Annotated in this window: 22 protein-coding genes; 17 read left to right on the forward strand and 5 right to left on the reverse strand. The window is 71.6% G+C overall.

The features are described 5' to 3' along the window. Positions 1 to 30: 30 nt before the first annotated feature. Together galK and galE are read right to left on the reverse strand one after the other, a co-directional pair. Positions 31 to 1185: a galactokinase gene (galK, locus tag MicB006_RS03925; RefSeq protein WP_116503874.1), complete on the reverse strand. Its 1155-nt coding sequence runs from the start codon at positions 1183 to 1185 to the stop codon at positions 31 to 33. Next, a complete protein-coding gene (gene galE, locus MicB006_RS03930; RefSeq protein ID WP_116503876.1) occupies positions 1182 to 2168 on the reverse strand; it encodes a UDP-glucose 4-epimerase GalE in 987 nt (328 codons plus the stop codon). The genes galK and galE overlap by 4 nt, the downstream gene beginning before the upstream one ends. 180 nt (positions 2169 to 2348) lie before the next feature. Between galE and MicB006_RS03935 the strand changes: the two genes are divergently transcribed. The 6 genes from MicB006_RS03935 to MicB006_RS03960 all read left to right on the forward strand — a co-directional run bounded on the left by MicB006_RS03935 (position 2349) and on the right by MicB006_RS03960 (position 6921). Continuing rightward, positions 2349 to 3365, forward strand: coding sequence for a hemolysin family protein (locus MicB006_RS03935; protein WP_225980636.1), 1017 nt, complete (start codon positions 2349 to 2351; stop codon positions 3363 to 3365). Between the two features lie 33 nt (positions 3366 to 3398). Then, positions 3399 to 4424 carry a tryptophan--tRNA ligase gene (trpS, locus tag MicB006_RS03940; RefSeq protein WP_116503878.1) on the forward strand — a complete coding sequence of 342 codons (1026 nt, stop codon included), beginning with the start codon at positions 3399 to 3401 and terminating at the stop codon, positions 4422 to 4424. Between the two features lie 22 nt (positions 4425 to 4446). Then, complete coding sequence (locus MicB006_RS03945) at positions 4447 to 5034, forward strand: 2'-5' RNA ligase family protein (protein ID WP_073825315.1); 588 nt, start codon at positions 4447 to 4449, stop codon at positions 5032 to 5034. A 56-nt stretch (positions 5035 to 5090) separates the two neighbouring features. Beyond that, positions 5091 to 6032: a YhjD/YihY/BrkB family envelope integrity protein gene (locus tag MicB006_RS03950; RefSeq protein ID WP_073825311.1), complete on the forward strand. Its 942-nt coding sequence runs from the start codon at positions 5091 to 5093 to the stop codon at positions 6030 to 6032. Next, positions 6029 to 6403, forward strand: coding sequence for a GntR family transcriptional regulator (locus MicB006_RS03955; protein ID WP_073825307.1), 375 nt, complete (start codon positions 6029 to 6031; stop codon positions 6401 to 6403). Before MicB006_RS03950 ends, MicB006_RS03955 begins: the two co-directional genes overlap by 4 nt. A gap of 74 nt (positions 6404 to 6477) precedes the next feature. Beyond that, complete coding sequence (locus MicB006_RS03960; protein WP_073825304.1) at positions 6478 to 6921, forward strand: hypothetical protein; 444 nt, start codon at positions 6478 to 6480, stop codon at positions 6919 to 6921. Between the two features lie 6 nt (positions 6922 to 6927). Here the strand turns inward: MicB006_RS03960 and MicB006_RS03965 are convergent, their stop codons facing one another. The 3 genes from MicB006_RS03965 to MicB006_RS03980 form a co-directional block, all read right to left on the reverse strand. Next, the gene (locus MicB006_RS03965) at positions 6928 to 7290 is read right to left on the reverse strand and encodes a VOC family protein (RefSeq protein ID WP_073825300.1); all 363 of its coding nucleotides are present in this window, start codon (positions 7288 to 7290) and stop codon (positions 6928 to 6930) included. Between the two features lie 162 nt (positions 7291 to 7452). Then, entirely contained in the window at positions 7453 to 9087 is a 1635-nt protein-coding gene (locus MicB006_RS03970; RefSeq protein WP_116503880.1) for a glycoside hydrolase family 13 protein, read from the reverse strand. Positions 9088 to 9364: 277 nt separating this feature from the next. Beyond that, positions 9365 to 10438 (reverse strand): LacI family DNA-binding transcriptional regulator, encoded by a 1074-nt coding sequence (locus MicB006_RS03980; RefSeq protein ID WP_116503882.1) that lies wholly within the window; start codon positions 10436 to 10438, stop codon positions 9365 to 9367. Positions 10439 to 10637: 199 nt separating this feature from the next. Here MicB006_RS03980 and MicB006_RS03985 point away from each other — a divergent pair, with 199 nt between their 5' ends. From MicB006_RS03985 to MicB006_RS04035, 11 genes are all read left to right on the forward strand, one after another. After that, complete coding sequence (locus tag MicB006_RS03985; RefSeq protein WP_116503884.1) at positions 10638 to 11891, forward strand: maltose ABC transporter substrate-binding protein; 1254 nt, start codon at positions 10638 to 10640, stop codon at positions 11889 to 11891. Further along, positions 11891 to 13534, forward strand: coding sequence for an ABC transporter permease subunit (locus MicB006_RS03990; RefSeq protein WP_116503886.1), 1644 nt, complete (start codon positions 11891 to 11893; stop codon positions 13532 to 13534). The genes MicB006_RS03985 and MicB006_RS03990 overlap by 1 nt, the downstream gene beginning before the upstream one ends. Then, the gene (locus tag MicB006_RS03995; RefSeq protein WP_116503887.1) at positions 13531 to 14430 is read left to right on the forward strand and encodes a sugar ABC transporter permease; all 900 of its coding nucleotides are present in this window, start codon (positions 13531 to 13533) and stop codon (positions 14428 to 14430) included. Before MicB006_RS03990 ends, MicB006_RS03995 begins: the two co-directional genes overlap by 4 nt. Before the next feature lie 141 nt (positions 14431 to 14571). Beyond that, complete coding sequence (locus MicB006_RS04000) at positions 14572 to 16383, forward strand: glycoside hydrolase family 13 protein (RefSeq protein ID WP_116503889.1); 1812 nt, start codon at positions 14572 to 14574, stop codon at positions 16381 to 16383. Positions 16384 to 16543: 160 nt separating this feature from the next. Further along, positions 16544 to 16885 carry a hypothetical protein gene (locus MicB006_RS04005; RefSeq protein WP_030501184.1) on the forward strand — a complete coding sequence of 114 codons (342 nt, stop codon included), beginning with the start codon at positions 16544 to 16546 and terminating at the stop codon, positions 16883 to 16885. Positions 16886 to 17161: 276 nt separating this feature from the next. Further along, positions 17162 to 18232, forward strand: a complete 1071-nt coding sequence (locus MicB006_RS04010) for a BMP family protein (protein WP_192900259.1) — start codon at positions 17162 to 17164, stop codon at positions 18230 to 18232. Between the two features lie 122 nt (positions 18233 to 18354). Further along, positions 18355 to 20010, forward strand: a complete 1656-nt coding sequence (locus tag MicB006_RS04015; RefSeq protein ID WP_116503893.1) for an ABC transporter ATP-binding protein — start codon at positions 18355 to 18357, stop codon at positions 20008 to 20010. Between the two features lie 173 nt (positions 20011 to 20183). Next, a complete protein-coding gene (locus MicB006_RS04020) occupies positions 20184 to 21371 on the forward strand; it encodes an ABC transporter permease (protein ID WP_370013465.1) in 1188 nt (395 codons plus the stop codon). A 2-nt stretch (positions 21372 to 21373) separates the two neighbouring features. Next, complete coding sequence (locus MicB006_RS04025) at positions 21374 to 22654, forward strand: ABC transporter permease (protein WP_116503897.1); 1281 nt, start codon at positions 21374 to 21376, stop codon at positions 22652 to 22654. A gap of 103 nt (positions 22655 to 22757) precedes the next feature. Further along, on the forward strand, positions 22758 to 23459 hold the full coding sequence (locus tag MicB006_RS04030) for a cytidine deaminase (RefSeq protein ID WP_116503899.1): 702 nt from the start codon (positions 22758 to 22760) through the stop codon (positions 23457 to 23459). A gap of 80 nt (positions 23460 to 23539) precedes the next feature. After that, positions 23540 to 24820: a thymidine phosphorylase gene (locus tag MicB006_RS04035; protein ID WP_116503901.1), complete on the forward strand. Its 1281-nt coding sequence runs from the start codon at positions 23540 to 23542 to the stop codon at positions 24818 to 24820. Positions 24821 to 24851: the final 31 nt, after the last annotated feature.

The following is a 24851-nucleotide window of genomic DNA, read 5'->3' on the forward strand; positions in this document are numbered from 1 at the left end:
AGGCGTTAATAAGGGGCCCTTCCTTACACCTCACCCCAGGCGGGTTACGCCTCCTGCGGGGCGGACGGTCAGGGTGCCGGGGGCGGTGAAGCCGCGCTTCGCGTACGCCTCGGTGACGGCGGCGGCCACCGGGTCGGCGGCGTCCGCGTCGACCAGGGCGAGCACGCAGCCGCCGAAGCCGCCGCCGGTCATCCGGGCGCCGTACGCCCCGGCGGACAGCGCCGCCTCGACGGCAGTGTCGATCTCCGGCACGGTGATCTCGAAGTCGTCGCGCATGGAGGCGTGCGAGGCGGTCAGCAGCGGACCGGTGTCGCGGACCCGGCCGGCGCGCAGCAGCGCGACCGTGTCGAGCACCCGCTGGTTCTCGGTGACGACGTGCCGGACCCGGCGGCGGGTCTCGTCGTCGTCGAGGCGGGCCAGCGCGGTGTCGAGGCCGGCCACGTCGACGTCGCGCAGCGCTGCGACTCCGAGCGCGGCGGCGCCCCGTTCGCAACTGCGGCGCCGGGCGGCGTACTCGCCGTCCGCGTGCCGGTGCGGCGCCCGGCTGTCGATCACCAGCACGGCCAGCCCGGCGGCGTCCAGGTCGAACGGGATCTGCTCGACCTCCTCGGTGCGGCAGTCGAGGAACAGCGCGTGCCCCTCCCGGCCGCGGATCACGGCGGACTGGTCCATGATCCCGGTGGGCGCGCCGACGTAGTCGTTCTCGGCCCGCTGGGCGAGCCGGTGCCACGCCTGCGCGGGCAGGTCCAGGCCGCCGAGGTCGACCAGCGCCGCCAGCACCGCCGACTCGATGGCGGCCGACGAGGAGAGACCGGAGCCGACCGGCACGTCGGAGGCGACGGCGAGCCGCGCGCCCGGCACGTCGTGCCCGGCGGCGCGCAGCGCCCACACCACCCCGGCCACGTAGGCGGCCCAGCCGTCGACGCCGCCGGGCTCGTCGGCCTCCGCGGCGCCGAACTCCACCGGCTCGTCGTCCAGCTCCGACCAGACCGTCCAGCGCCCGTCGGGGTCGGGCGCGGCGGCGACCACGGTACGCAGTGGCAGCGCGAAGGGCAGCACGAAGCCGTCGTTGTAGTCGGTGTGCTCGCCGATCAGGTTGACCCGCCCGGGCGCCGCCCAGCGGCCGGCCGGCTCGGTGCGGTACCGCTGCCGGAAGCCGGCGGTGGCGCGGTCGGCGACGGTCATGAGGGCTGTCCCGCGACGTGTGCCCGGTAGAACGCCCACGCGTCGCCGACCATGTCGTGCAGGGTCGGCTTGGCCGGCGTCCAGCCCAGCTCGTCGCGGGCCAGCGCGGAGGACGCGACCAGCTCCGCGGGGTCGCCCTCGCGGCGGGGGGCCACCTCGACCGGCAGCGGGTGGCCGGTGACCTCGCGGACCACGTCGACCACCTGCCGGTTGGTGAAGCCGTTGCCGTTGCCCAGGTTGTAGATGCGGTGCCGGCCCGGGGTGGCCGCGTCGAGCGCGAGCAGGTGGGCGCGCGCCAGGTCCTCCACGTGGATGTAGTCGCGGACGCAGGTGCCGTCGATCGTGGGGTAGTCGTCGCCGAAGAGCTGGAGCTTCTCCCGCCGCCCGGCGGCGACGTCGAGCGCGATCGGGATGAGGTGCGTCTCCGGGTCGTGCCGTTCGCCGATGGCCAGCCCGTCGCGCAGGTACGCCCCGGCGACGTTGAAGTAGCGCAGCGAGACGGCGGCCAGGTCGTGAGCGATCGCCTCGGAGGTGAGCGCCATGTCGACGGCCAGCTTGGTCGCGCCGTAGGTGCTGGTGGGGGCCTTGACGGCGGTCTCCGGGATGGGCAGCTCGGTGGGGTTGCCGTAGACGGCGGCGGTGGAGGAGAAGACCATCCGGGGCACCCGGGCGGCGCGGACCGCGTCGATGAGCGCGATCGAGCCGACGGTGTTGGTGTGCCAGTACAGCTCGGGCCGGATCATCGACTCGCCGGCGGCGATCAGGGCGGCGAAGTGCAGCACGCCGTCGAACCCGGCGTCGGGGGTGAGCACCCGGGCGGCCTCGTGCACCGGCAGGTCGACGTGGGTCGCCTCGGGGGCGATGGCTTCCCGGTGACCGGTGCGCAGGTCGTCCAGCACGGCCACCTGGTGGCCGTGGTCGAGCAGCATCCGGGTCACCACGCTGCCGATGTAGCCGGCGCCGCCGGTGACGAGCAGTTTCACGTCGGTCGTCCTCCTGCCTGGGCCGCGTCGCGTGGCGGCCGTCCCGCGATCACCCTACGGCCGGGGGCGGTGTCGCGGCTGTCGAGTTGAGTCCGCCTCCATTCCATCATAATCCTTCATGATTGAACAGATCCGAACATTGGCCCGGGCGCACGGTGGCCGCTGTCTACCATCCTTCTCATGCGGGAGGGTGGTGGTCCCGGGCCCCGGCGGCGTCCGTCGGGGCGGCTCCGCCGCGAACCCGGCCCGCTGGCCCGTACCGTGGCCCGCCTGGTGGTGCGGGCGGCCGACGGCGCCACCCGGCTGGTGACCGACCTGCTCGGCGCCAGCCCGGTCGCCGGACGGGAGCGGATCACCGAGGCCGAGCTGCGCGATCTGGTCGCGGCGAACACGCTGCTCGACGCCGACGAGCGCCGGATCATCGACGAGGTGCTGCTGGCCGGCGCCCGGCTCGTACGCGAGGTGATGGTGCCGCGCACCGAGGTGGTCTTCCTCAGCGCCGCCCTGCCGCTGGCGCGGGCCCAGCGGCTGGTCCGGGACGACCCGCACACCCGCTACCCCGTGGTCGACGGCACGCACGACGACGTGGTCGGCATGGTGCACCTGCGGGACGTGCTGCTGCGCCCGGAGCCCGACCGGCCGCTGGTGGTCGGCGAGCTGACCCGCGAGGTGAAGCGCCTGCCGGACAGCAAGCGCGTGCTCGCGGCGCTGACCGAGATGCGCCGGGAGGGCCACCACCTGGCCGTGGTGATCGACGAGTACGGCGGCACCGCCGGCATCGTCACCTGCGAGGACCTGGTCGAGGAACTGGTCGGGGAGATCCGGGACGAGGAGCACGGCCCGCTCGAACCGGAGGCCGCCGGCCTGCCCGCCGTCGTGGACGGCCGGCTCAACCTGACCGACTTCGCCGAACGGACCGGTGTGCCGCTGCCCGCCGGCCCGTACGAGACGGTGGGCGGGTTCGTGATGGCCGCGCTGGGCCGGCTGCCGGTGGCCGGGGACGAGGTGCCGGTGGCGCTCGACCCGGACAGCGGATCGGTCCCCGCCGATCCGGCCGGCTGGCTGCTGCGGGTGCTGGCGCTCGACGGACGGCGGGTGTCCCGCCTGGCGGTCTCCGCCGCGCGGCTGCCCGAGCCCCGGCGTGAGGTGAACGGTCCGCTTCCGCCCGTACCCGCCCGATCCACCGGCCCGTCATGACGGACGCCGGGGCTTGCTGACAGAATTGCCGCCATGTCCGACGTACCCGCCCGCCCGCGCGTCTTCTCCGGCATCCAGCCGACGGCCGACTCGTTCCACCTCGGCAACTACCTGGGCGCGCTGCGGCACTGGGTGGCGTTGCAGGACAGCCACGACGCGTTCTACTGCGTGGTCGACCTGCACGCGATCACCGCCGGGCACGACCCGAAGGTGCTCAAGCACCGCAGCCGGGTGGCCGCCGCGCAGCTGTTCGCGCTGGGCCTGGACCCGGAGCGCAGCACGCTGTTCGTCCAGTCGCAGGTGCCCGAGCACCCGCAGCTGGCCTGGGTGCTCGGCTGCATCACCGGCTTCGGCGAGGCCGGCCGGATGACCCAGTTCAAGGACAAGTCGCAGAAGCAGGGCAGCGAGCGGGCCAGCGTCGGCCTGTTCACGTACCCGATCCTGCAGGCCGCCGACATCCTGCTCTACCAGGCGAACGCGGTGCCGGTCGGCGAGGACCAGCGGCAGCACCTGGAGCTCTCCCGGGACTTGGCGCAGCGGTTCAACTCGCTGTTCGGCCGCACCTTCACGGTGCCCGCGCCGCACATCGTGAAGGACACCGCGAAGATCACCGACCTCCAGGACCCGACGGCCAAGATGTCGAAGTCGTCGTCCTCCCCGGCCGGCATCATCGACCTGCTGGAGGACGCGGCCCGCTCGGCCAAGAAGATCCGCTCGGCGGTCACCGACACCGGCCGCGAGATCGTCTTCGACGCCGAGGGCAAGCCGGGCATCAGCAACCTGCTCACCATCTACTCGGCGCTGTCCGGGCGGGGCATCGACGACCTGGTGGCCGCGTACGACGGCAAGGGCTACGGCGACCTGAAGAAGGACCTGGCCGAGGTGGTGCGCGAGTTCGTCACCCCGATCCAGGAACGCACGAACGGCTACCTGAACGACCCGGCCCAGCTCGACAAGCTGCTCGCGCGGGGCGCGGAGAAGGCCCGGGTGGTGGCCGCCGCGACGCTGCGTGACGCGTACGAGCGGGTCGGTTTCTTCCCGCCGGTGCGGTTCGAGTAGCGGCCCGGTCGGGCGGGAACGGGTGACGCAGCCGGTGGCCGAAGGGGTGGCGCGCAACGTGGCGGGCAGTGACGCGGTGCCGGGCGGCGCAGACACGATCCAGATCGGGATCGCCGTCGACGTCCCCGAGCCCTGGGGCGGGATGCTCACCCGCCGCCGGGTCGAGGCCGGCGACCCGGCCGCCGTCCCCGCGCACGTCACCCTGCTCGGGCCCACCGAGATCCCGGTACGCGCGCTGCCCGCCGTCGAGGATCACCTGGCCCGGGTCGCCGCCGCGCACCTGCCGTTCACCCTGCACCTGCGCGGCACCGGCACGTTCCGCCCGGTCACCCAGGTGGTGTTCGTGACGGTGGCGGCCGGGATCAGCGAGTGCGAGCTGCTGGCCGCCGCCATCAACTCGGCCCCCGAGCTGCGGCGCGAGCTGCGTTTCCCCTACCACCCGCACGTCACGGTTGCTCAGGACGTGCCGACCGAGGTGCTCGACAAGGCGTACGAGGACCTGGCCGACTTCTCCGCGTTGTTCCAGGTGGAGGCGTTCACGCTGTTCTCGCACAGTGGGGCGACCCGGTGGCAGCCCCGCCGCGACTTCCGGCTCGGCGGGCAACGCTGAACATCCGACCGGCCGGGGCACCTCCACCGCGGGCGAAGATCGGCGAGGATGGCGGGGTGAACGTCTTCGGCCGGATCGAGGCGGCGGTGGGGCGCCGCATCGACGCGGCGCGTGGCCGCTCGTCGGCCTTCGACCACGTCTGGCGGGCCGGGACGCTCTACGCCGACCTGCTCGCCGGTCGGCTCGCCGCCGCCATCGCGTACTACGGCTTCTTCGCCGTGTTCGCGCTCGCCCTGGTCGCGTACTGGATCTTCGGCGCGGTGCTGCGCGACAACGAGGAGGTCAGCCGCGCGGCGGCCCACTTCCTGGAAGAGAACCTGCCCTTCCTCGACCCGGCGCAGATCGCCGAGAGCAGCAACACCGTCGGCGTGGTCGGCCTGGTCATCCTGGTCTTCACCGGCATCGGCTGGGTGGAGGCGATCCGCTCCTCGCAGCGGCTGATGTACGGCTTCAACCAGCAGCCCGGCAACCTGGTGATGCGGCGCCTTGTCGACCTGGGTGTGCTGGTCGCCGTCTTCGTGCTGCTGTTCGTCTCGGTGGCCGCCGTGGACGCGCTGGAGTCGCTGCTGCGCTTTCTGCTGCGCAGCACCGGCTCGGTGGGCCTGACCACGATCAGCGCGGTGCTGAGCGTGCTCGTCAACGCCGTGCTCGCCGCCGCGATGCTGCTGGCCGTGCCCCGGCTGCGGATGAGCCGGCGGCGGCTGCGACCGGCGGTGCTCGCCGTCGCGATCGGGATCACCCTGCTCAACACCGTCGGTCGTTACTACGTGGTACGCACCGAGCGGAACCCGGCGTACACAGTGGTCGCCACCGCCGTGGGCCTGCTGCTCTACCTCTACCTGCTCAACCAGTTGGTGCTCTTCGGCGCGGCGCTCGCCGCGACCAGCCCGTACGGCCGGGTGGTGGACATGGCCGAGGGCGGAGCCCGGGAGGTGGACGTGGAGGCGGACGTGCTCGACGAGGAGACCGAACCGGGAACGCCGGGAGGGGCGGGATGAGCGCGCGGATCCGGATCGATGCCGCGTCGGCGGTGCCGCCGTACGAGCAGGTGCGCGCGCAGTTCGCGGCGCGGATCGGCGACGGGCGGCTGCCGGTGGGCACCCGGCTGCCCGCGGTGCGGCAGCTCGCGGCGGACCTGGGGCTGGCGGTGAACACGGTGGCGCGGGCCTACCGGGAGCTGGAGGCCGCCGGGCTGGTCCAGACGCGCGGCCGGCACGGCACGGTGGTCGCGCCGGGACGGGACGACGCCGCCGACCGGCTGCAGCAGGCCGCCGCCGGGTACGCCGCCGAGGCACGCCGCCTGGGCGTACCGCCGGAGCGGGCGGTCGCCCTGGTCCGTGCGGCGCTGGACGCCGGCACGCATGGTTGAGCGCGGTCCCCTGAGCGGGGAGAGTCTCCGCCGATGCGGTCCCCGGGCGAAGCGCGGCCGACGATGATGGGCCGGTGGGCGCACTCGTGACACTCGACCTGCCGGACGACTCGCCGATGCTCGGCCTGCCGTGGATCATCACGTTCGGCCCGCTCGGCGCTGACGACGAGTGGGAGCCGGTGGTCTGCGGCCCCTACGAGCGGGCGCACGCGCTGGCGCTGGCCGAGGCGGTGGTGGCCGAGGAGCAGCTGATGGCGGTGGTGGAGCCGCTGCTGCCGGCGCTCACGCCGGAGGAGATCCGGGGCGAGATCGCCGCGGCGCAGATCGCCGCCGAGGACGAGGCGGCCGAGATCGACCAGGCCGATCTGTACGGCGACTTCGAGGACGTCATCGACGAGGAGCTGGAACTGGCAGCCGAGCGGCAGCCCGAGCCCGAGCCGGCGAATCCGCCCGACCGGGAGGAGATCCGGGCCGGGTTCGCCCGGATCGCCGCGCTGCTCACCGCCAAGGGCGGCTGAGGACGCTCAGCGCGGCGGCCCGTCGAGTACGCAGAACTCGTTGTCCTCCGGGTCGACGAGCACCACGAACCCCTCCGCGCCGGTCTGCCCGACGTCGGCGAGCCGGGCGCCGAGCCCGATCAGCCGCTCGACCTCCGCCGTCTGCCCCTCGTCGGCGACCAGGTCCAGGTGGAGCCGGTTCTTGCCGTGCTTCGGGGTGCCGCTGCCCTGCAACCAGACGGTCGGGCCGGGCCGGCCGGACGGCGGGTAGAGCTTCGCGTTGCCGTCGTCGCCCTGCGAGACCGTGTAGCCGAGGGCGGCGGACCAGAACCGGGCCATCCGGTCCAGGTCGCTGACGTCGAGGGTGTACTGCGCCACGCGTGCTGTCATCCCCCGGTGGTACCCAGGGCTGCCGGGATGGACACCGGCCCCCCGGGAGCGGACTCCCGAGGGGCCGGGACCACCTCACCCCCCACCACAAGGGGTCGGCAGCCCAGCCGCCCGTCGGCGCGGGGCACAACGGACGGCCAGGTCGTTGGCGGGTTACCCGGCTCAGCGCCGTTCGAACCACGCAGCCGCGTCCACCGGCAGGACGTGTCCGTCGCCCCGCTCGGTGAGGTCGGCGCTCGCGACGACCGGGCGGCCGTGGCCGCTCACCGTCACGTCGGCGCCGCTGATGTTGACCACACAGGTCAGGTCGGCGTCCCCGGCGGCGCGGCGGAACGCCAGGACGCCGGGCTCGGTCTCCAGCCAGGTGATGCCGCCGACCTCGGCGAGCGCCGGGTGCTCGTGCCGGATCCGCAGCGCGGTCCGGTACAGCTCCAGCGTCGAGCCGGAGGTCCCGGTCTGCGCGGCCACCGACAGCGACCGCCAGGTCGCCGGCGCGGGCAGCCAGCTCAGCTCGCTGCCGTCGGGCCCGAATCCGTACGGGGGCAGCTCGCCGCCCCACGGGATCGGCACCCGGCAACCGTCGCGGCTCTCCCCGGTACGCCGGAACGCCGGGTCCTGGCGCAGCTCGTCGGGGAGGTCCAGCACCTCCGGCAGGCCCAGTTCCTCGCCCTGGTAGACGTACGCGCAGCCGGGCAGCGCGAACATCAGCAGCGCGGCGGCGCGGGCGCGGCGCAGGCCGACCTCGCCGTCGCCGTACCGGGTGACGTGACGCTGCCGGTCGTGGTTGGACAGCACCCAGGTGGTCGGCGCGCCGACGATCGTCGACTCGGCCAGCGCGGTGTCGATCACCTTGCGGAACGAGTCGGCCGACCAGGTGGCGTCGAGGAAGTCGAAGCTGAACGCCTGGTGCAGCTCGTCCGGGCCGATGTAGCGGGCCAGCCGCTGCGGCGTCTCGGCCCAGGCCTCGGCCACAGCCATCCGGCCACCCGGGTAGCTGTCCAGGATCGGGCGCCAGGCGCGGTAGATGTCGTGCACCTCGTCCTGGTCGAAGTACGGCAGCCGGCCCTTGCCCAGCAGCTCGGACTGGCGCTGGCCGGTGGTCATCGAGTTGAAGCCGACGTCCGGTAGCCCTTCGGCCTTGATCATCCCGTGGGCCACGTCGATCCGGAAGCCGTCCACGCCCCGGTCCAGCCAGAAGCGCAGGATGTCCTCGAACTCGGCCCGCACCTCGGGGTGACGCCAGTTCAGGTCGGGCTGCGCCGGGTCGAACAGGTGCAGGTACCACTGGCCGTCGACCACGCGCGTCCAGGCCGGGCCGCCGAAGATGCTCTCCCAGTCGTTCGGGGGCAGCTCGCCCTGCTCGCCCTTGCCGTCGGCGAACAGGTAGCGCTCGCGCTCCGGCGAGCCGGGGCCGGCGGCGAGCGCCGCGGCGAACCACGGGTGCGCGCTGGAGGTGTGGTTGGGCACCATGTCGACGATGATCCGCAGGCCGAGCGCGTGCGCGTCGGTGATCATCTCGTCGAAGTCGGTCAGGTTGCCGAACAGCGGGTCGACGTCGCGGTAGTCGGCCACGTCGTAGCCGGCGTCGACCTGGGGAGAGGTGTAGAACGGCGTCAGCCAGAGCGCGTCCACGCCGAGGTCACGCAGGTAGGGCAGGCGCTGCCGGATGCCCTGGAGGTCACCGACCCCGTCGGAGTTCGCGTCGGCGAAGCTGCGGACGTACACCTGGTAGACGACCGCGGACCGCCACCAGTCGTCGTCGGCGGTCCGTGGCGTGGGGGTGGTGGCGGAGGTCATCGCTGTCGATTCCCGTTCTGTGGCGGCGCAGGGTGTCTGAGCAGAATGCCGCCACAGCACTGCAAGAGTCAAGCATTCCTTGCGCAAGAAATGACAGCCATCACCCGCCGCCCTTCCAAGCCCTTCTCCCGCATCCCGAGACACCCACCCGCCCCTCAGGCGGTTGATCAAGGAGTTCGTGTCCCGGTTGGAGATCGACTCGGACACAAACCCCTTGATCAACAGGGGGGGAGGGGCCCGCGGGCGCGGGGAGGGGCCCGCGGGTGCGGGGAGGGGGTCAGGCGGGGATGGGGAGGGGGGAGGAGGGGGTGGGGCGCTGGCGTTTCGGGGGGTCGGCGGGGCGGGTCACCGCGGTGGAGCCGCGTACCACCAGCTCGGGGCGGAACAGGTACTCCGAGTTCGGGGAGGGATGGCCGTTGATCTCGTCGACCAGGGCCCGCACCGCGGCGACCGCCATGGCGGCGACCGGCTGACGCACGGTGGTCAGCGGCGGGTCGGTGAAGGCCATGAGCGGAGAGTCGTCGTACCCGACCACGGAGATGTCACCGGGCACCGAGAGGCCGCGCTGGCGGGCCGCCCGGATCGCGCCGAGCGCCATCAGGTCGGAGCCGCAGACCAGGCCGGTCACGCCGCGCTCGATGAGCCGGCCGGCGGCCGCCTCGCCGCCCTCCACGCCGAACAGCGACAGCTCGGTCAGCTCCGTCAGCTCGTCGGAGGTGATGTCGGTGAGGCGCCCCATCGCGGCCTTGTAGCCGGCGACCTTGCGCTGCACCGGCACGAACCGGTCCGGGCCGGTGATCAGGCCGATCCGGCGGTGCCCGAGCGCGACCAGGTGGGCGACTGCGAGTTCGGCGGACTCGCGGTCGTCGCAGGAGACGAACGGGGCGGGGATGCCCGGGGCGTACCCGTTGATCATGACGATCGGCAGCGGCCGGGCCAGCAGCGTGCGGTAGCGGTCGTGGTCCGCGGCGGTGTCGGCGTGCAGGCCGGAGACGAAGACGATGCCGGAGACCTGCCGGTCCAACAGCATCTCCACGTACTCGTCCTCGCGGACGCCGCCCGGCGTCTGCGTGCAGAGCACCGGGGTGTAGCCGGTCGGGGCGAGCGCGGACTCGATGATCTGGGCGAACGCCGGGAAGATCGGGTTGTCCAGCTCCGGCACGACCAGGCCGACCAGCCCGGCGCTGCGCTTGCGCAGCCGGGCCGGGCGTTCGTAGCCGAGCACATCGAGGGCGGTGAGGACGGCCTGCCGGGTCTCGGGGGCCACACCGGGGCGGTCGTTGAGCACCCGCGACACCGTGGCCTCGCTGACTTCAGCCTGTTGGGCGATGTCGGACAGTCGAGCGCGCATGTGCGGCACTTTAGCCCAACGGCAAAGTCTTGCGTACACTTCTGCAAGCCCTTCCATTCTCTGCAACCTCTTGCTAACGTCCCCGCAACATGCGAGAGCAGCGGCGCAGCACCACGGCGCCGGTCAGCAAGAAATTTCAGAGGTTTCCACTGGCGGGCCGCCCTTCCCCCGGCGGGCCGCCATGACGACAGGAGTACCGATGCGCATCCGTACCGCGGGTGTGGTCGCCGTCCTCGGCCTGGCGCTCGCCGCCTCCGGCTGTGGTGACAGCGGCAGCGACGACAAGCCGGCCGCCGGTGAGTCCGCCAAGGCGACCGGCGGCAAGCTGGTCATCTGGGCCGACGACAAGCGCACGGCCGCGCTCAAGCCGTTCGCCGAGGAGTTCGGCAAGGAGAACGGCGTGACCGTCGAGGTCCAGGCCGTCTCCAAGGACCTGCAGACCAACTTCGTCACCGCCTCGCAGCAGGGCAGCGGCCCGGACGTCGTGGTCGGCGCGCACGACTGGATCGGCAACCTGGTCCAGAACGGCGCCATCGACCCGGTGCAGCTCCCGGCCGAGCAGAAGGCCGGCTTCAACGAGACCGCCATCAAGGCCGTCACGTTCAACGGCCAGCTCTACGGTGTGCCCTACGCCACCGAGAACGTCGCGCTGATCCGCAACACCGAGCTGGCCCCCGAGGCGCCGAAGACGATCGAGGACCTGGTCGCCGCCGGCAAGAAGCTCAAGGCCGAGAAGAAGGCCAGCGAGATCCTGTGCCTGCAGTCCGGCCAGAACGGCGACGCGTACCACATCTACCCGCTCTACACCTCCGGCGGCGGCTACCTGTTCGGCACCACGGCGAACGGCGACTACGACCCGAAGGACCTGGGCGTGGGCAAGCCGGAGTCGATCGCTGCCTTCCAGAAGATCGCGAAGCTGGGTGAGAAGGGCGAGGGTGCGCTGAAGCGCTCCATCACCGGCGAGAACTCCATCGCCACCTTCACCGGCAAGAAGTGCGCGTTCCTGGTCTCCGGCCCGTGGGCCGTGGCCGACGCCAAGAAGGCCAACATCTCCTACGACATCTCCCCGGTCCCCGGCTTCGCCGGTGGCCAGGAGGCCCAGCCGTTCGTGGGCGTGCAGGCGTTCTACGTGGCCGCCAAGGGCAAGAACAAGGCCCTGGCCCAGGAGTTCGTCACCAACTACGTGACCAAGCCCGAGCTGGCCGTCGCGCTGTACAAGGCCGAGCCGCGCCCGCCGGCGCTGACCGCCGCCTTCGACCAGGTCAAGGGTGAGGACGCGGACCTGGCCAAGTTCTCCGAGGCCGGCAAGAACGGCCAGGTTCTCCCGGCGATCCCGGCCATGGCCGCGATCTGGGACCCGTTCGGCAAGGCGGAGGCCGCCATCATCGGCGGCGCCGACCCGGCCAAGACGACCACGGCCGCCGGCAAGACCATCCAGGGTCAGATCAAGTAATGAGCGCGCCGCTGTCCGGCCCGGGGTCTGCACCGCAGGCCCCGGGCCGGGAGCCCGTACGCCGTGGGCTCCCGCGCACGTCCCGTACCGCGCGGCAACACGCGCCGATCACCGCGACCGGCCTCGTCGTCAAGGTGGTCCTGCTCGGCCTGGTGGCCGGGATCGCGATCTGGGCGGCCTTCCCGCTCATCGAGGCCGAACACTGGATCGGGCTGGGCATCCTGGTGGCCACCACCGCCGGCCTGTTCTACCTCTACCTGAGCCGCCGGCACATCCCCGCCAAGTACCTGGTCCCCGGCACGCTCTTCCTGATCGCCTTCCAGGTCTTCCCGGTGCTCTACACCGCGAGCACCGCGTTCACGAACTTCGGCGACGGCCACCGCGGCAGCAAGGACGACGCGATCGTCGCCGTGCAGACCTCCTCGGTGAAGCAGGTCCCCGGCTCGACCGAGTACAACCTCACCATCGCCACGAAGGGCGATCCGGCGACCGGCGCCCTGGTCTTCCTGCTCAGCGACCCGAAGACCAAGGACATCTTCGCCGGCGACGCGGAAGGGCTGCGCAAGCTCGACGCCGCCGACGTCGAGGTGAGCAGCCTCAGCGGCAAGATCACCGCGGCGGACGGCTACACCCTGCTGAACATCGGGCAGGCCAGCAGCCGCAGCGACGCCGTCACCGCGCTCATCGTGCCCACCGACGAGGGCGCCATCCGCTCCAACGGCCTCACCCGGGCCTACGAGGGCAAGGCGCTCCGGGCGTACGACGCCGCGTGCGACTGCGTCAAGGACAGCGAGACCGGCAAGACGTGGACCGCCGACGAGGGGTCCGGCTCCTTCGTCGCCGCCGACGGTGAGCGGCTCGCCCAGGGCTGGAAGGTCGACGTCGGGCTGAAGAACTTCACCGCGGTGCTCACCGACCCGAACATCTCCCGCCCGTTCTTCGGCACGCTGGCCTGGAACTTCGCGTTCGCGATCGGTTCCACCGGCCTGACGTTCCTGCTCGGCATGGCCATCGCGCTCGCGCTGCACTCACCCCGGATGCGGGGGACCAACTTCTACCGGGTGCTGCTGATCCTGCCGTACGCCATGCCGTCGTTCGCCATGCTGCTGATCTGGCGGGACATGTTCAACACCGACTTCGGCCTGCTCAACAACCTGTTCGGGCTGAACGTCGACTGGTTCGGCGGCAGCTGGTCGGCCCGGATCGCGGTGCTGCTGGTGCAGCTCTGGCTCGGCTACCCGTACATGTTCCTGGTGGCCACCGGCGCGTTGCAGGCCATCCCGCGGGAGCTGACCGAGGCGACCTCGGTCGACGGCGCGTCGCCCTGGCAGTCGTTCAGGTCGGTCACCCTGCCGCTGCTGCTGGTGGCGCTCTCGCCGCTGCTGATCGCGTCGTTCGCGTACAACTTCAACAACGTCAACGCGATCCTCTTCACCACCGAGGGCGGCCCGTTCGCGCCGGACAACCCGACGAACGGCGCCACCGACCTGCTGATCACCTACACGTACCGGCTCGCGTTCGGCGCCCAGGGCGCCGAGTTCGGCCTGGCCGCCACCGTCTCGATCTTCATCTTCGCGATCGTGGCGACGGTGTCGGCGATCAGCTTCCGGCGGACCCGTAAGCAGGAGGAGGTGTACTCGTGACGACAATCGCGGAGACGCCCACGACCACCCGCACGCCGGCCCGCCGCTCGCGCGGCCGCTGGTTCGCGCAGGTCGGCTGGCGGCACGTGGTGGGCGTGCTGGCGGTGGCGTTCAGCCTCTTCCCGATCCTGTTCGTGATCTCGGCGGCGTTCAACCCGCTCGGCACGCTCTCCTCCACCGAGCTGCTGCCGACCGGGGCGTCGCTGGAGAACTTCACGAACCTGTTCGACCGGACCGCGTTCGGCCACTGGTTCCTCAACTCGCTGCTGCTGGCGGGTGTGGCCAGCTTCGCGTCGATCTTCCTGTCGTCGCTCGCGGCGTACGCGTTCTCCCGGATGCGCTTCGCCGGGCGCCGGGTGGGCCTGCTCGCGCTGCTGCTGATCCAGATGTTCCCGCAGTTCCTGGCGATCGTGGCGATCTTCCTGATCTTCACCACGCTCACCGACCTCTACCCGTCGATCGGGTTCAACACCCCGTGGGGCCTGTTCCTGCTCTACATGGGTGGCGCGCTCGGCGCGAACACCTGGCTGATGAAGGGCTTCTTCGACACGCTGCCGAAGGAGCTGGACGAGTCGGCGACCATGGACGGCGCGTCGCACGTGCAGGTCTTCTTCCGGATCATGCTGCCGCTGGTGGCGCCGATCCTGGCGGTGACCGGCCTGCTCGCGTTCATCGGATCGATCAACGAGTTCATCATCGCCAACGTGTTCCTCACCGAACCCGAGGCGAAGACCCTCGCGGTCGGCATGTACGGCCTGGTGGCCGGCGAGCGCAACAACAACTTCGGGATGTTCGCGGCGGGCACGCTGCTCACCGCGATCCCGACGGTGCTGGTGTTCCAGTTGCTCCAGCGCTACATCGTCTCCGGACTCACCTCCGGAGCGGTAAAGGGCTGAGCCTCCTCGGCTCACGCTGCGGCAAGGGCGTCGTGTCGGCGTACACCGGAGCGGTTTGAAGGGCGGACCGCCGCGGTCGGGTGAACCGACCGCGGCGGGTGCCCGCCCCTCTCCCTGTCGGTAGACGCGAAAGGCAGCACCATGTCCCTTCAGCCGCACCACGACGGCTCCGCCACCTACGTCCCGGAGCAGGAGCCCGCGCTCGGGCAGACCGTCCCGGTCTTCGTCCGGGTCCCGGCCGGCTCCGGCGTCTCCCAGGTGCACGTGCGCACCACCGGCGACGGCGAGCCGCGCTTCGCCGAGGCACGGGTCGACCGCACCGCGAACGGCGACGTGTGGTGGCGGGCCGACGTCGAGGTCCGCAACCCGGTCAGCAACTACCGCTTCCTCCTCGACGGCGAACGCGGCGCGCGCTGGCTCAACGCGGCCGGGCTGTCCGGCCACGACGTGCCCGACAACGGCGACTTCAAGCTGGTCAGCTACGCCCCGCCGCCGGCCTGGGCCCGGGACGCGGTGATCTACCAGATCTTCCCGGACCGGTTCGCCCGCTCGGCCGCCGCCGACGACCGGACCACGCCGGACTGGGCCATCGGATGCGACTGGGACACCCCGGTCGTCGGCCGCGGCCCGGAGACGCCCCGCCAGTTCTACGGCGGCGACCTCGACGGCGTCACCGAACACCTGGACCACCTGGACCGGCTCGGCGTCAACACCGTCTACCTCACGCCGGTGTTCCCGGCGCGCTCCAACCACAGGTACGACGCGTCGAGCTTCGACACCGTCGACCCGCTGCTCGGCGGCGACGCGGCGCTGGCCCGGCTCGCCGACGCCGTGCACGCCCGGGGCTGGCGGCTGCTCGGCGACATCACCAGCAACCACACCGGCGACGCCCACCACTGGTTCACCGCCGCCGTCTCCGACGTGCACGCGCCGGAACGCGAGCTGTACTACTTCGACCTGCCCGGCTCGGACTACGAGTCGTGGAACGGGGTGAAGTCGCTGCCGAAGCTGAACTGGGGCAGCGCGGAACTGCGCCGCCGGTTCGCCACCGCCGAGGACTCGCTGCTGCGCCGCTGGCTGCGCCCGCCGTACGGACTGGACGGCTGGCGGGTCGACGTGGCGAACATGACCGGGCGCCGCGGCGCGGACGCGTACACCCACGAGGTGGCGCGGCTGCTGCGCGAGGTGGTCGCCGAAACCCGCGCGGACGGGCTGCTGCTCGCCGAGCACGGCCACGACCACACCGGTGACCTGGACCGCGACGGCTGGCACGGGACGATGAACTACGTCGGCTTCACCGACCCGGTCTGGTCCTGGCTGCGGCACGGCGACGACCCGGTGCCGAACTTCCTCGGCACCCCCGGCGGGGTACGGCGGCGCGACGCGGCGGCGGTGCTCGCCACCATGAACACCTACCGGTCGCTGATCTCCTGGCGGTCGTACACCCACTCGTGGCAGCTGCTCGGCTCGCACGACTCGGCCCGGATCCGCACCGTGGTCGGTGACGCGGCACGGCAGGAGGTGGCGGCCGGGCTGCTCGCCACCATGCCCGGCACGCCTGTGGTCTTCGCCGGGGACGAGCTGGGCCTGACCGGTACGAACGGGGAGGGCTCGCGTACCCCGATGCCGTGGCACCGGCCGGAGAGCTGGGACCGGCGCACGTTCGAGGCGTACCGGTCGTTGCTGACGCTGCGCCGCGACGAGCCGGCGCTGCGCCACGGTGGCCTGCGCTGGGTGCACGCGGACGCGGACACGCTCGTCTTCCTGCGCGAGTCGCCCACGTCGACGGTGCTGGTGCTGGCAAGACGTGCCGCAGGCACCCCGGTACGCCTGCAAGGCGTGGGCGCCGCCCACAACGTCTACGGCAACGCCCCCGCCCTCCGCCCCGACGCCGAGGGCGCGGTGACCCTCCCCGCCGAGGGCCCCACGTTCCAGGCGTGGCGCCTGCGCTGACCTTCCGTCGATCTTGCGGTTGCGGCCCGTGTGGCGCGGCTTCTGCCCCGTTTGCCGGGGCGGCAACCGCAAGATCGCGGGGGAGTGTGGGGTCACGGTATGACGGCAGGTCGGCGGGGTGACTACTACGAAGCGTCGTTGATGAGGGAGGATGGGCGGCGTGGAAGCTCTTCGACTGATTCTTCTCTACGTCCATCTGATCGGTTTCGCGCTGCTGCTCGGCGGTGGGATCGCCCAGTACGTCTCCGGCAAGCTGCGCATCAACGCGGCCATGCTCTGGGGCGCGATCATCCAGGTCCTCACCGGCATCGGGCTGTCCGCCCCGCTGCGCGACGGGGACGAGCCGGCCCCGGCGAAGCTTGTTACCAAGTTGGTGCTCGCGCTGCTCATCTTCGTCATGGTCTTCTTCTCCCGTAAGCGGGAGACCGTCAACCGCGGCCACTTCCTCGCGATCGTCGGGTTGACGCTGGTCAACGCTGCCGTCGCGGTGTTCTGGCGTTAATTCGCCAGACGTCGGGGAAGCCCGGGGAAAGGGACGTTCGCGACATCGCCGCGCACGCCCACCGGCCTGATTAGTGACCTGCCCCACGCAAGGGTTACACCGGGGTAACGGACGCTCAACAGTCGTGCACGATTGTCGGCCGGTGGGTGGGCGCGGGCGTACGCTCCCGTCCGTAACGTGGGACGCCGGCGGCACATCGCAGGTCGGCGAAGGGCTGCACACCGCGCACGACGCGGTGTGCAAGGGGAAGGAGACGTCTTGCGCTCTGTGCGTGGGATGCGGATTGCCTCCGTCATTGCGGCGGGTGGACTCGTGCTGGGCGCTGCCGCGTGTGGTGAGGCTCCGGACGACGACAACAACGCCGGCGGCGACGGTGGCAAGAAGTTCAGCGCCTGCATGGTGACTGACGTCGGCGGCGTCGACGACAAGTCCTTCAACGCCTCGGCCTGGAAGGGCCTGCAGGAGGCGCAGAAGGAGAACGACAAGATCGACATCAAGTACGTCCAGTCGAAGGCCGAGGCGGACTACGAGGTCAACCTGACCGGGTTCGTCAACCAGAAGTGCGACTTCATCCTGGCCGTCGGTGGCCTGATGTCGGACGCCACCAAGGCGGCGGCTGAGAAGAACCCGAACCAGCAGTTCGCCATCGTCGACGCCAACCCGGGTGTGTCGAACGTCTACCCGATGCAGTTCGACACCGCGCAGGCCGGGTTCCAGGCCGGCTACCTGGCCGCCGGGATGAGCAAGTCCGGCAAGGTCGGCACCTACGGCGGCCTGCCGATCCCGCCGGTCACCATCTTCATGGACGGCTTCGCCGACGGCGTGGCGTACTACAACAAGGCCAAGAGCAAGAACGTCCAGGTGCTGGGCTGGGACAAGGCCACCCAGAAGGGCTCCTTCGCCAACTCGTTCGAGAAGCAGGACGAGGGCAAGAAGGTCTCCGACGCGCTCGTCGCGCAGGGCGCCGACATCGTGATGCCGGTCGCCGGTGGCGCCGGTCTCGGCACCACCTCCGCGGCCAAGGCCTCGGGCGGCAAGTACTCGGTCGTCTGGGTGGACATCGACGGCTGCGAGAGCACCCCGGACTGCTCGGCGATCCTGACCACCGTGGTCAAGAACATCCCGGACGCCGTCAAGGAGGCCGCTCTGAAGGCCGCCGGTGGCGAGAAGCTCCAGGCCACGCCGGGCTTCGTCGGCACGCTCGCCAACAACGGCGTCTCGATCGCCCCGTACCACGACTTCGACAGCAAGGTCCCGGCGGACCTGAAGGCCGAGGTCGACAAGATCAAGACGGACATCGCCGCCGGCACCATCACTGTCACCTCGAAGGCCCAGCCGACCAAGTGACAGTCCCGCCGGCCGCCGCGATGCCATCATCGGCAGCGAGGGCCGGCGGGCACCAGGCATGACGATCCGGCCGTCCCGGCGCAACGGGGTCCCGAACCCCGGCGCCGGGGCGGCCGATCACCTTGAATCCCCCGAACATCCCCACCCGGCGCGGTGGCGGCGCGGCAGGTCGCTACGCTGCACCATCGCTCGCACTCCAGGAGGTTGCGCTGAGACTCGAACTGCGCGGCATCACCAAACGGTTCGGTGATCTGGTCGCCAACGACCACATCGACCTGACGGTGGAGCCTGGAGAGATCCACGCCCTGCTCGGCGAGAACGGCGCCGGCAAGTCGACCCTGATGAACGTGCTCTACGGCCTCTACCAGCCGGACGAGGGCGAGATCCTGGTCGACGGCAAGCCGCTGAAGCTGAAGGGCCCGTCGGACGCGATCGCCGCCGGGATCGGGATGGTGCACCAGCACTTCATGCTCGTGCCGGTCTTCACCGTGGCCGAGAACGTGATGCTCGGCGCCGAGCAGGTCAGGGGGCCGTTCGCCGGCATCCTCGACCGGCGACGGGCCCGGCGCGAGGTCGCCGAGGTGTCCGAGCGGTACAACCTGCGGGTCGACCCGGACGCGGTGATCGAGGACCTGCCGGTCGGCATCCAGCAGCGGGTGGAGATCGTCAAGGCCCTCACCCGCGACGTCGACCTGCTGATCCTCGACGAGCCGACCGCCGTGCTCACCCCGCAGGAGACCGAGGAGCTGCTCACGGTCATGCGGTCGCTCAAGGCCGCCGGCAAGTCGATCGTGTTCATCACCCACAAGCTGGGCGAGGTGAAGGCCATCGCCGACCGGATCACCGTGATCCGGCGCGGGAAGACGGTCGGCACCGCCGAGCCGAGCGCCAGCCGGGACGAGCTGGCCGCGCTGATGGTGGGACGCAGCGTCCGGCTGACGGTGGACAAGAAGCCGGCCACGCCGGGCAGGCCGGTCCTGGAGGTCGTCGGCCTGGTCGTTGACGACGACCGGCAGGTACGCGCTGTCGACGGCGTCGACCTGACAGTGCACGCCGGTGAGGTGCTCGGCGTCGCGGGCGTGCAGGGCAACGGCCAGACCGAGCTGATCGAGGCGATCATGGGCCTGCGCCCGACGCTCGCCGGCACGATCAGCCTCGACGGCGAGCCGACGTCCGGCTGGTCGACGAAGAAGGTGCTCCACGCCGGCGTCGGCTACGTGCCGGAGGACCGCAGCGTGGACGGCCTGGTCAAGGAGTTCTCCGTGGCGGAGAACCTGGTGCTGGACATCTACGACCGGCCGCCGTTCGGCAAGGGCCTGTCGCTCAAGCCCGAGGCCATCGCGAAGTCGGCCCGGGAACGGATCGAGCAGTTCGACGTGCGTACCTCCTCGGCCGACGCGGCGGTCGGCACGCTCTCCGGCGGCAACCAGCAGAAGGTGATCGTGGCGCGGGAGCTGTCCCGGCCGCTGAAGCTCTTCATCGCGGCCCAGCCAACCCGGGGCGTGGACGTCGGCTCGATCGAGTTCATCCACAGCCGGGTCATCCGCGAGCGGGACATCGGCACCGCGGTCATGGTGGTCTCCAGTGAGCTGGACGAGGTGATCGGCCTGGCCGACCGGATCGCGGTCATGTACCGCGGGCGGATCATCGGCGTCGTCGGCCCGGACACCCCGCGCGAGGAGATCGGCCTGCTGATGGCCGGCATCACCCCGGACGCCGCCACCCCGGACGCCGCCACCGCGACCGACGACGGCCCTGGCAACGAGGACGAGGCATGACCAACCCGAACCCCGTCTCGGGCTCCCCGGACAAGGAACCGGCGACCGAGGCGCAGGAGTCGCTGAGCGAGGCCCGGGCGACGCCGACGCAGCCGGCCGGTGACACCGAGCAGACGGTGCCCGCCACCGCGACCGCGAAGAAGCCGGCCCCGGCGGGAGAATCCCGCCCCGGCATGGGCCGGATGTTCCTGGACAACCTCTGGGCGGCCAACACGGTCACCGTGACAGTGCTCGCGGTGCTGCTGGCCATGGTGGTCGGCGCGGTGCTGATCATCGTGTCCGACCCGGAGGTGCTGGCCACCTACAGCTACATCACGGCTCGCCCCTCGGACGCGCTGAACGCGAGCTGGACGGTGGTCAGCGAGGCGTACGCGAACCTGTTCAAGGGCGCGATCTTCGACCCGGACGCGGTCGGCTTCACCGCCGTCATGAGCCCGATCTCGGAGACGCTCACCTACGCCGCGCCGCTCGTCTTCACCGGCCTGTCGGTGGCGCTCGCCTTCCGGGGCGGCCTGTTCAACATCGGCGCCCAGGGTCAGGCGACGATCGCCGTCATCCTGGCCGCCGTGGCCGGCTTCGCGCTGCCGCTGCCGCCCGTCGTGCACCTGCTGGTGGCGCTGATCGCGGGCGCGCTCGGCGGCGCGCTCTGGGGCTTCATCCCCGGCATCCTCAAGGCCCGGGCCGGCGCGCACGAGGTGATCAACACGATCATGCTCAACTACGTGGCGGTCTACTTCCTGTCCTGGATCATCGTCCAGAACGGGGTGCAGAACCCGAACCGGTCGGACGCGATCAGCAAGCCGGTCGACTCCACCGCGCAGCTGCCCCGCCTGCTCGGCGAGGACCTGCGGGTGCACGCCGGCATCCTGCTCGCGGTGGCGGCCACCTGGTTCATCGCCTGGCTGCTCAACCGCTCCACGCTCGGCTTCGAGCTGCGGGCGGTGGGCGCGAACCCGGACGCGGCCCGGACCGCCGGCATCAGCGTGACCAAGACGTACGTGCTGGTGATGGTGATCGCGGGCATGCTGGCCGGTCTGGGCGGCTCGACCATGGTGCTCGGCACCACCGCCAACGCGCTGACCCCGCTGGTGATCGCGCAGATCGGCTTCGACGGCATCCTGGTCGCGCTGCTCGGGCGTGTGAAGCCGTGGGGCGTGCTGCTGGCCGCGCTGCTGTTCGGCGCGCTCCAGGCCGGCGGCAACCGGATGCAGTCGTACTCCGGCATCTCGCTGGAACTGGTCACCGTGCTCCAGGCGCTCATCGTCATCTTCATCGCCGCGCCTGCCCTGGTGAAGACGATCTTCCAGCTCCGGGCGGCCCGCGCCGCCCGGTTGCAGACGAGCCTCGCGAAGGGCTGGTGAGCATGTCCACCACCGCTGTCCCCGAGGTCGCCGTTACCGCGGTCGACGAGGGTTTCTGGACCCGGAACCGCAAGATCGGCGCGGTCCTGCTGGCGCTCGGCGTGCTCGCGGCGGTGCTGTTCGGCGCGCTCGCGACCAGCCAGCACGCGCGGTTCACGCTCAGCGAGACCGAGGGCGGGGCCGCCCTGGAGATCAACGGTACGGTCGGCGCGATCCTGTTCGGGCTGATCACCGCCGCGACCGGAGGCGCGCTGCTGGCCGGCGTGCACAAGCGCTGGTTCTCGCTGCTGCTCGGCGCCGGGCTGGTCGCCTTCGTGCTGAGCTTCCTGTGCTGGCAGGTCTCCGCCGCGCCCGAGGGCCGCAACTTCATGCCGCTGGTCAACGTCGTACGCGGCACGTTCATCCTGGCCCTGCCGCTGATCTTCGGCGCGCTCGCCGGTGTGCTCTGCGAGCGCTCCGGCGTGGTGAACGTGGCGATCGAGGGCCAGCTCCTGATGGGCGCGTTCTCCGGCGCGCTGTTCGGCAGCATGTCCGGCAGTGTCTGGGTGGGCCTGGTGGCCGCCGCCATCGGCGGCGCGTTCATCTCGTTCCTGCTGGCCGTGTTCTCCATCCGCTACCTGGTCGACCAGGTGGTCATGGGCATCGTGCTCAACCTGCTCGCGGTCGGCATCACCGGCTTCCTCTACGAGCGGCTGATGCAGACCGACGCGGCGAAGTACAACAGCGCGCCCCGGTTCGGCAACTGGGAGATCCCGCTGCTGTCCGACATCCCGCTGATCGGTCCGGCGCTGTTCCGGGGCAACATCTTCCTCTACCTCGGCCTGCTGCTGGTGCTGGTCATCCACCTGGCGCTGTTCCGTACCCGGTGGGGGCTGCGGACCCGGTCGGTCGGCGAGCACCCGACCGCCGCCGACACGCTGGGCGTGAAGGTGCTGCGGCTGCGCTACCGCAACGTGATCCTGGCCGGTCTGGTGGCCGGCGTCGGCGGCGCCTCGTACACGCTGGCGCTCTACTCGTTCACCAAGAACATGATCGGCGGTAAGGGCTTCATCGCCCTGGCCGCGCTGATCTTCGGCCGGTGGAGCCCGACCGGCGCGCTGCTCGCGGCGCTCTTCTTCGGCTTCGCCGACCAGCTCGCCACGTACCTGGGCGCGATCGGCAGCAGCATCCCGAGCCAGTTCCTGGCGATGCTGCCCTACCTGGCGACGATCCTGGCCGTGGCCGGGCTGGTCGGCAAGGTCCGGGCGCCGGCCGCCGACGGCAAGCCGTACATCAAGGGCTGACCGCCCGCCGCGACACCGTGCCCGGCGGGGCGACCCGCCGGGCATCGTCGTCTCCGGCCGTGCCGCGACCGATCGGCGCAAATTGGGCAGAATGGGAGTCGTGATGGAGATCGACTGGGAAGGGTTGCGCGCCGCCGCCACCGAGGTCATGCGGCACGCCTACGTGCCGTACTCGAAGTTCCCGGTGGGCGCCGCCGCGCTCGTCGACGACGGCCGCGTCGTGGTCGGCTGCAACGTGGAGAACGCCGGATACGGCGTCACGCTCTGCGCCGAGTGCGGCGTGGTCTCGCAACTGCACGCGACCGGCGGGGGCCGGATCGTGGCGCTGTCGTGCGTCGACGCCACCGGTGAGCCGCTGATGCCGTGCGGGCGGTGCCGGCAGCTGCTGTGGGAGCAGGGCGGGCCGGAGTGCCTGGTCGAGGCGAAGGGCGGGCCGCTGCGGATGGCCGAGCTGCTGCCGCACGCCTTCGACGTGGCCGACATCGAGGCGGTGACCGGCGAGCACCCGGTGCCGGTGGTGCCGGACCGGCTGGCCGCCTGGCGGGGCCGGGGCACCGTGTTCGTGCACCCGGACCTCTCGGCCGGGCAGCAGGTCTGGACGGCGTACTGGGAGCGGTCCTCCGGTGGCGCCGAGGACGCCGAGACCGGCGTGCTGGAGGAGGGCTCGACCTGGGACGACCCGGCGAGCGCGATCGAGTGGGGGCTGGCGCGTACGCCGCGCGTGGTGGTGGTGGATGCTTCGGGCACTGTCTTCTGGGCTGGTGAGGGTGAGCCTCCTTCGGAGATTCCGGTTCGCTGGGGTTGAGGTTGTGGGCCGGGGCCGACCTGGTCACCGTTCGCGGGTCGGTGCGGCCACGCGCGATCAAATTGATTGGATCTTGAGAAGTGAGTGCTTTTGCGGCGGTTGATGTCATTCGGGCGAAGCGGGACGGGGGTGTGCTGAGCGAGGGGCAGATTGACTGGGTGGTCGACGCGTACACGAAGGGGCTGGTCGCCGACGAGCAGATGTCCGCGCTGGCCATGGCGATCCTGCTGCGCGGCATGACCGCGCCGGAGATCGCCCGGTGGACCGCCGCCATGATCGCCAGCGGCGAGCGGCTCGACCTGTCGCCGGTGGCCCAGCCGACAGTGGACAAGCACTCCACCGGCGGCGTCGGTGACAAGATCACCCTGCCGCTGACCCCGCTGGTGGCCGCGTGCGGCGCGGCCGTGCCGCAGCTGTCCGGCCGGGGCCTGGGTCACACCGGCGGCACGCTGGACAAGCTGGAGTCGATCCCGGGCTGGCGGGCGGCGCTCACCAACGACGAGTTCATCGCCCAGCTCCGCGACGTGGGCGCGGTGATCTGCGCGGCCGGTGACGGGCTCGCCCCGGCCGACCGCAAGCTGTACGCGCTGCGCGACGTCACCGGCACCGTCGAGGCGATCCCGCTGATCGCCAGCTCGATCATGAGTAAGAAGATCGCCGAGGGGACCGGCGCGCTGGTGCTCGACGTGAAGGTCGGCTCCGGCGCGTTCATGAAGAACGCCGACGACGCCCGCGAGCTGGCCCGCACCATGGTCGAGCTGGGCGGCGCGCACGGCGTGCGGACTGTCGCCCTGCTCACCGACATGTCCACGCCGCTCGGTCTGGCCGTCGGCAACGCGGTCGAGGTGACCGAGTCGGTGGAGGTGCTGGCCGGTGGCGGCCCGGCCGACGTGGTGGAGCTGACGCTGGCGCTGGCCCGGGAGATGCTCCACGCGGCCGGCCTGCCGGACGCCGACCCGGAGGCGGCGCTGCGGGACGGCCGGGCGATGGACTCCTGGCGGACGATGATCCGCGCGCAGGGCGGCGACCCGGACGCGCCCATGCCCACGGCGAACGAGGTCGAGGTGGTCACCGCGGCCGAGGACGGCTGGGTCGCGGAGCTGGACGCGTACGCGATCGGGGTGGCCGCCTGGCTGCTCGGCGCCGGCCGGGCCCGCAAGGAGGACCCGGTGAGCATCCCGTCCGGCGTGGTGCTGCACAAGCGCCGCGGTGACCGGGTGCGTGTCGGCGACCCGCTGTTCGAGGTGCGCGCCGAGCACGCCGAGCGGATCCCGGCCGCGCTGGCCGAGGCGCGCGAGGCGGTGCGGATCGCGCCGGACGCGCCGGACGCGACGCCGCTCGTCATCGAGCGGATCGGCTGAGGGCCATGGTGCCGGCCCGGTCGGAGTCGCT

This window comes from Micromonospora sp. B006, assembly GCF_003408515.1.
Taxonomy (GTDB): Bacteria; Actinomycetota; Actinomycetes; order Mycobacteriales; family Micromonosporaceae; genus Micromonospora; species Micromonospora echinospora_A.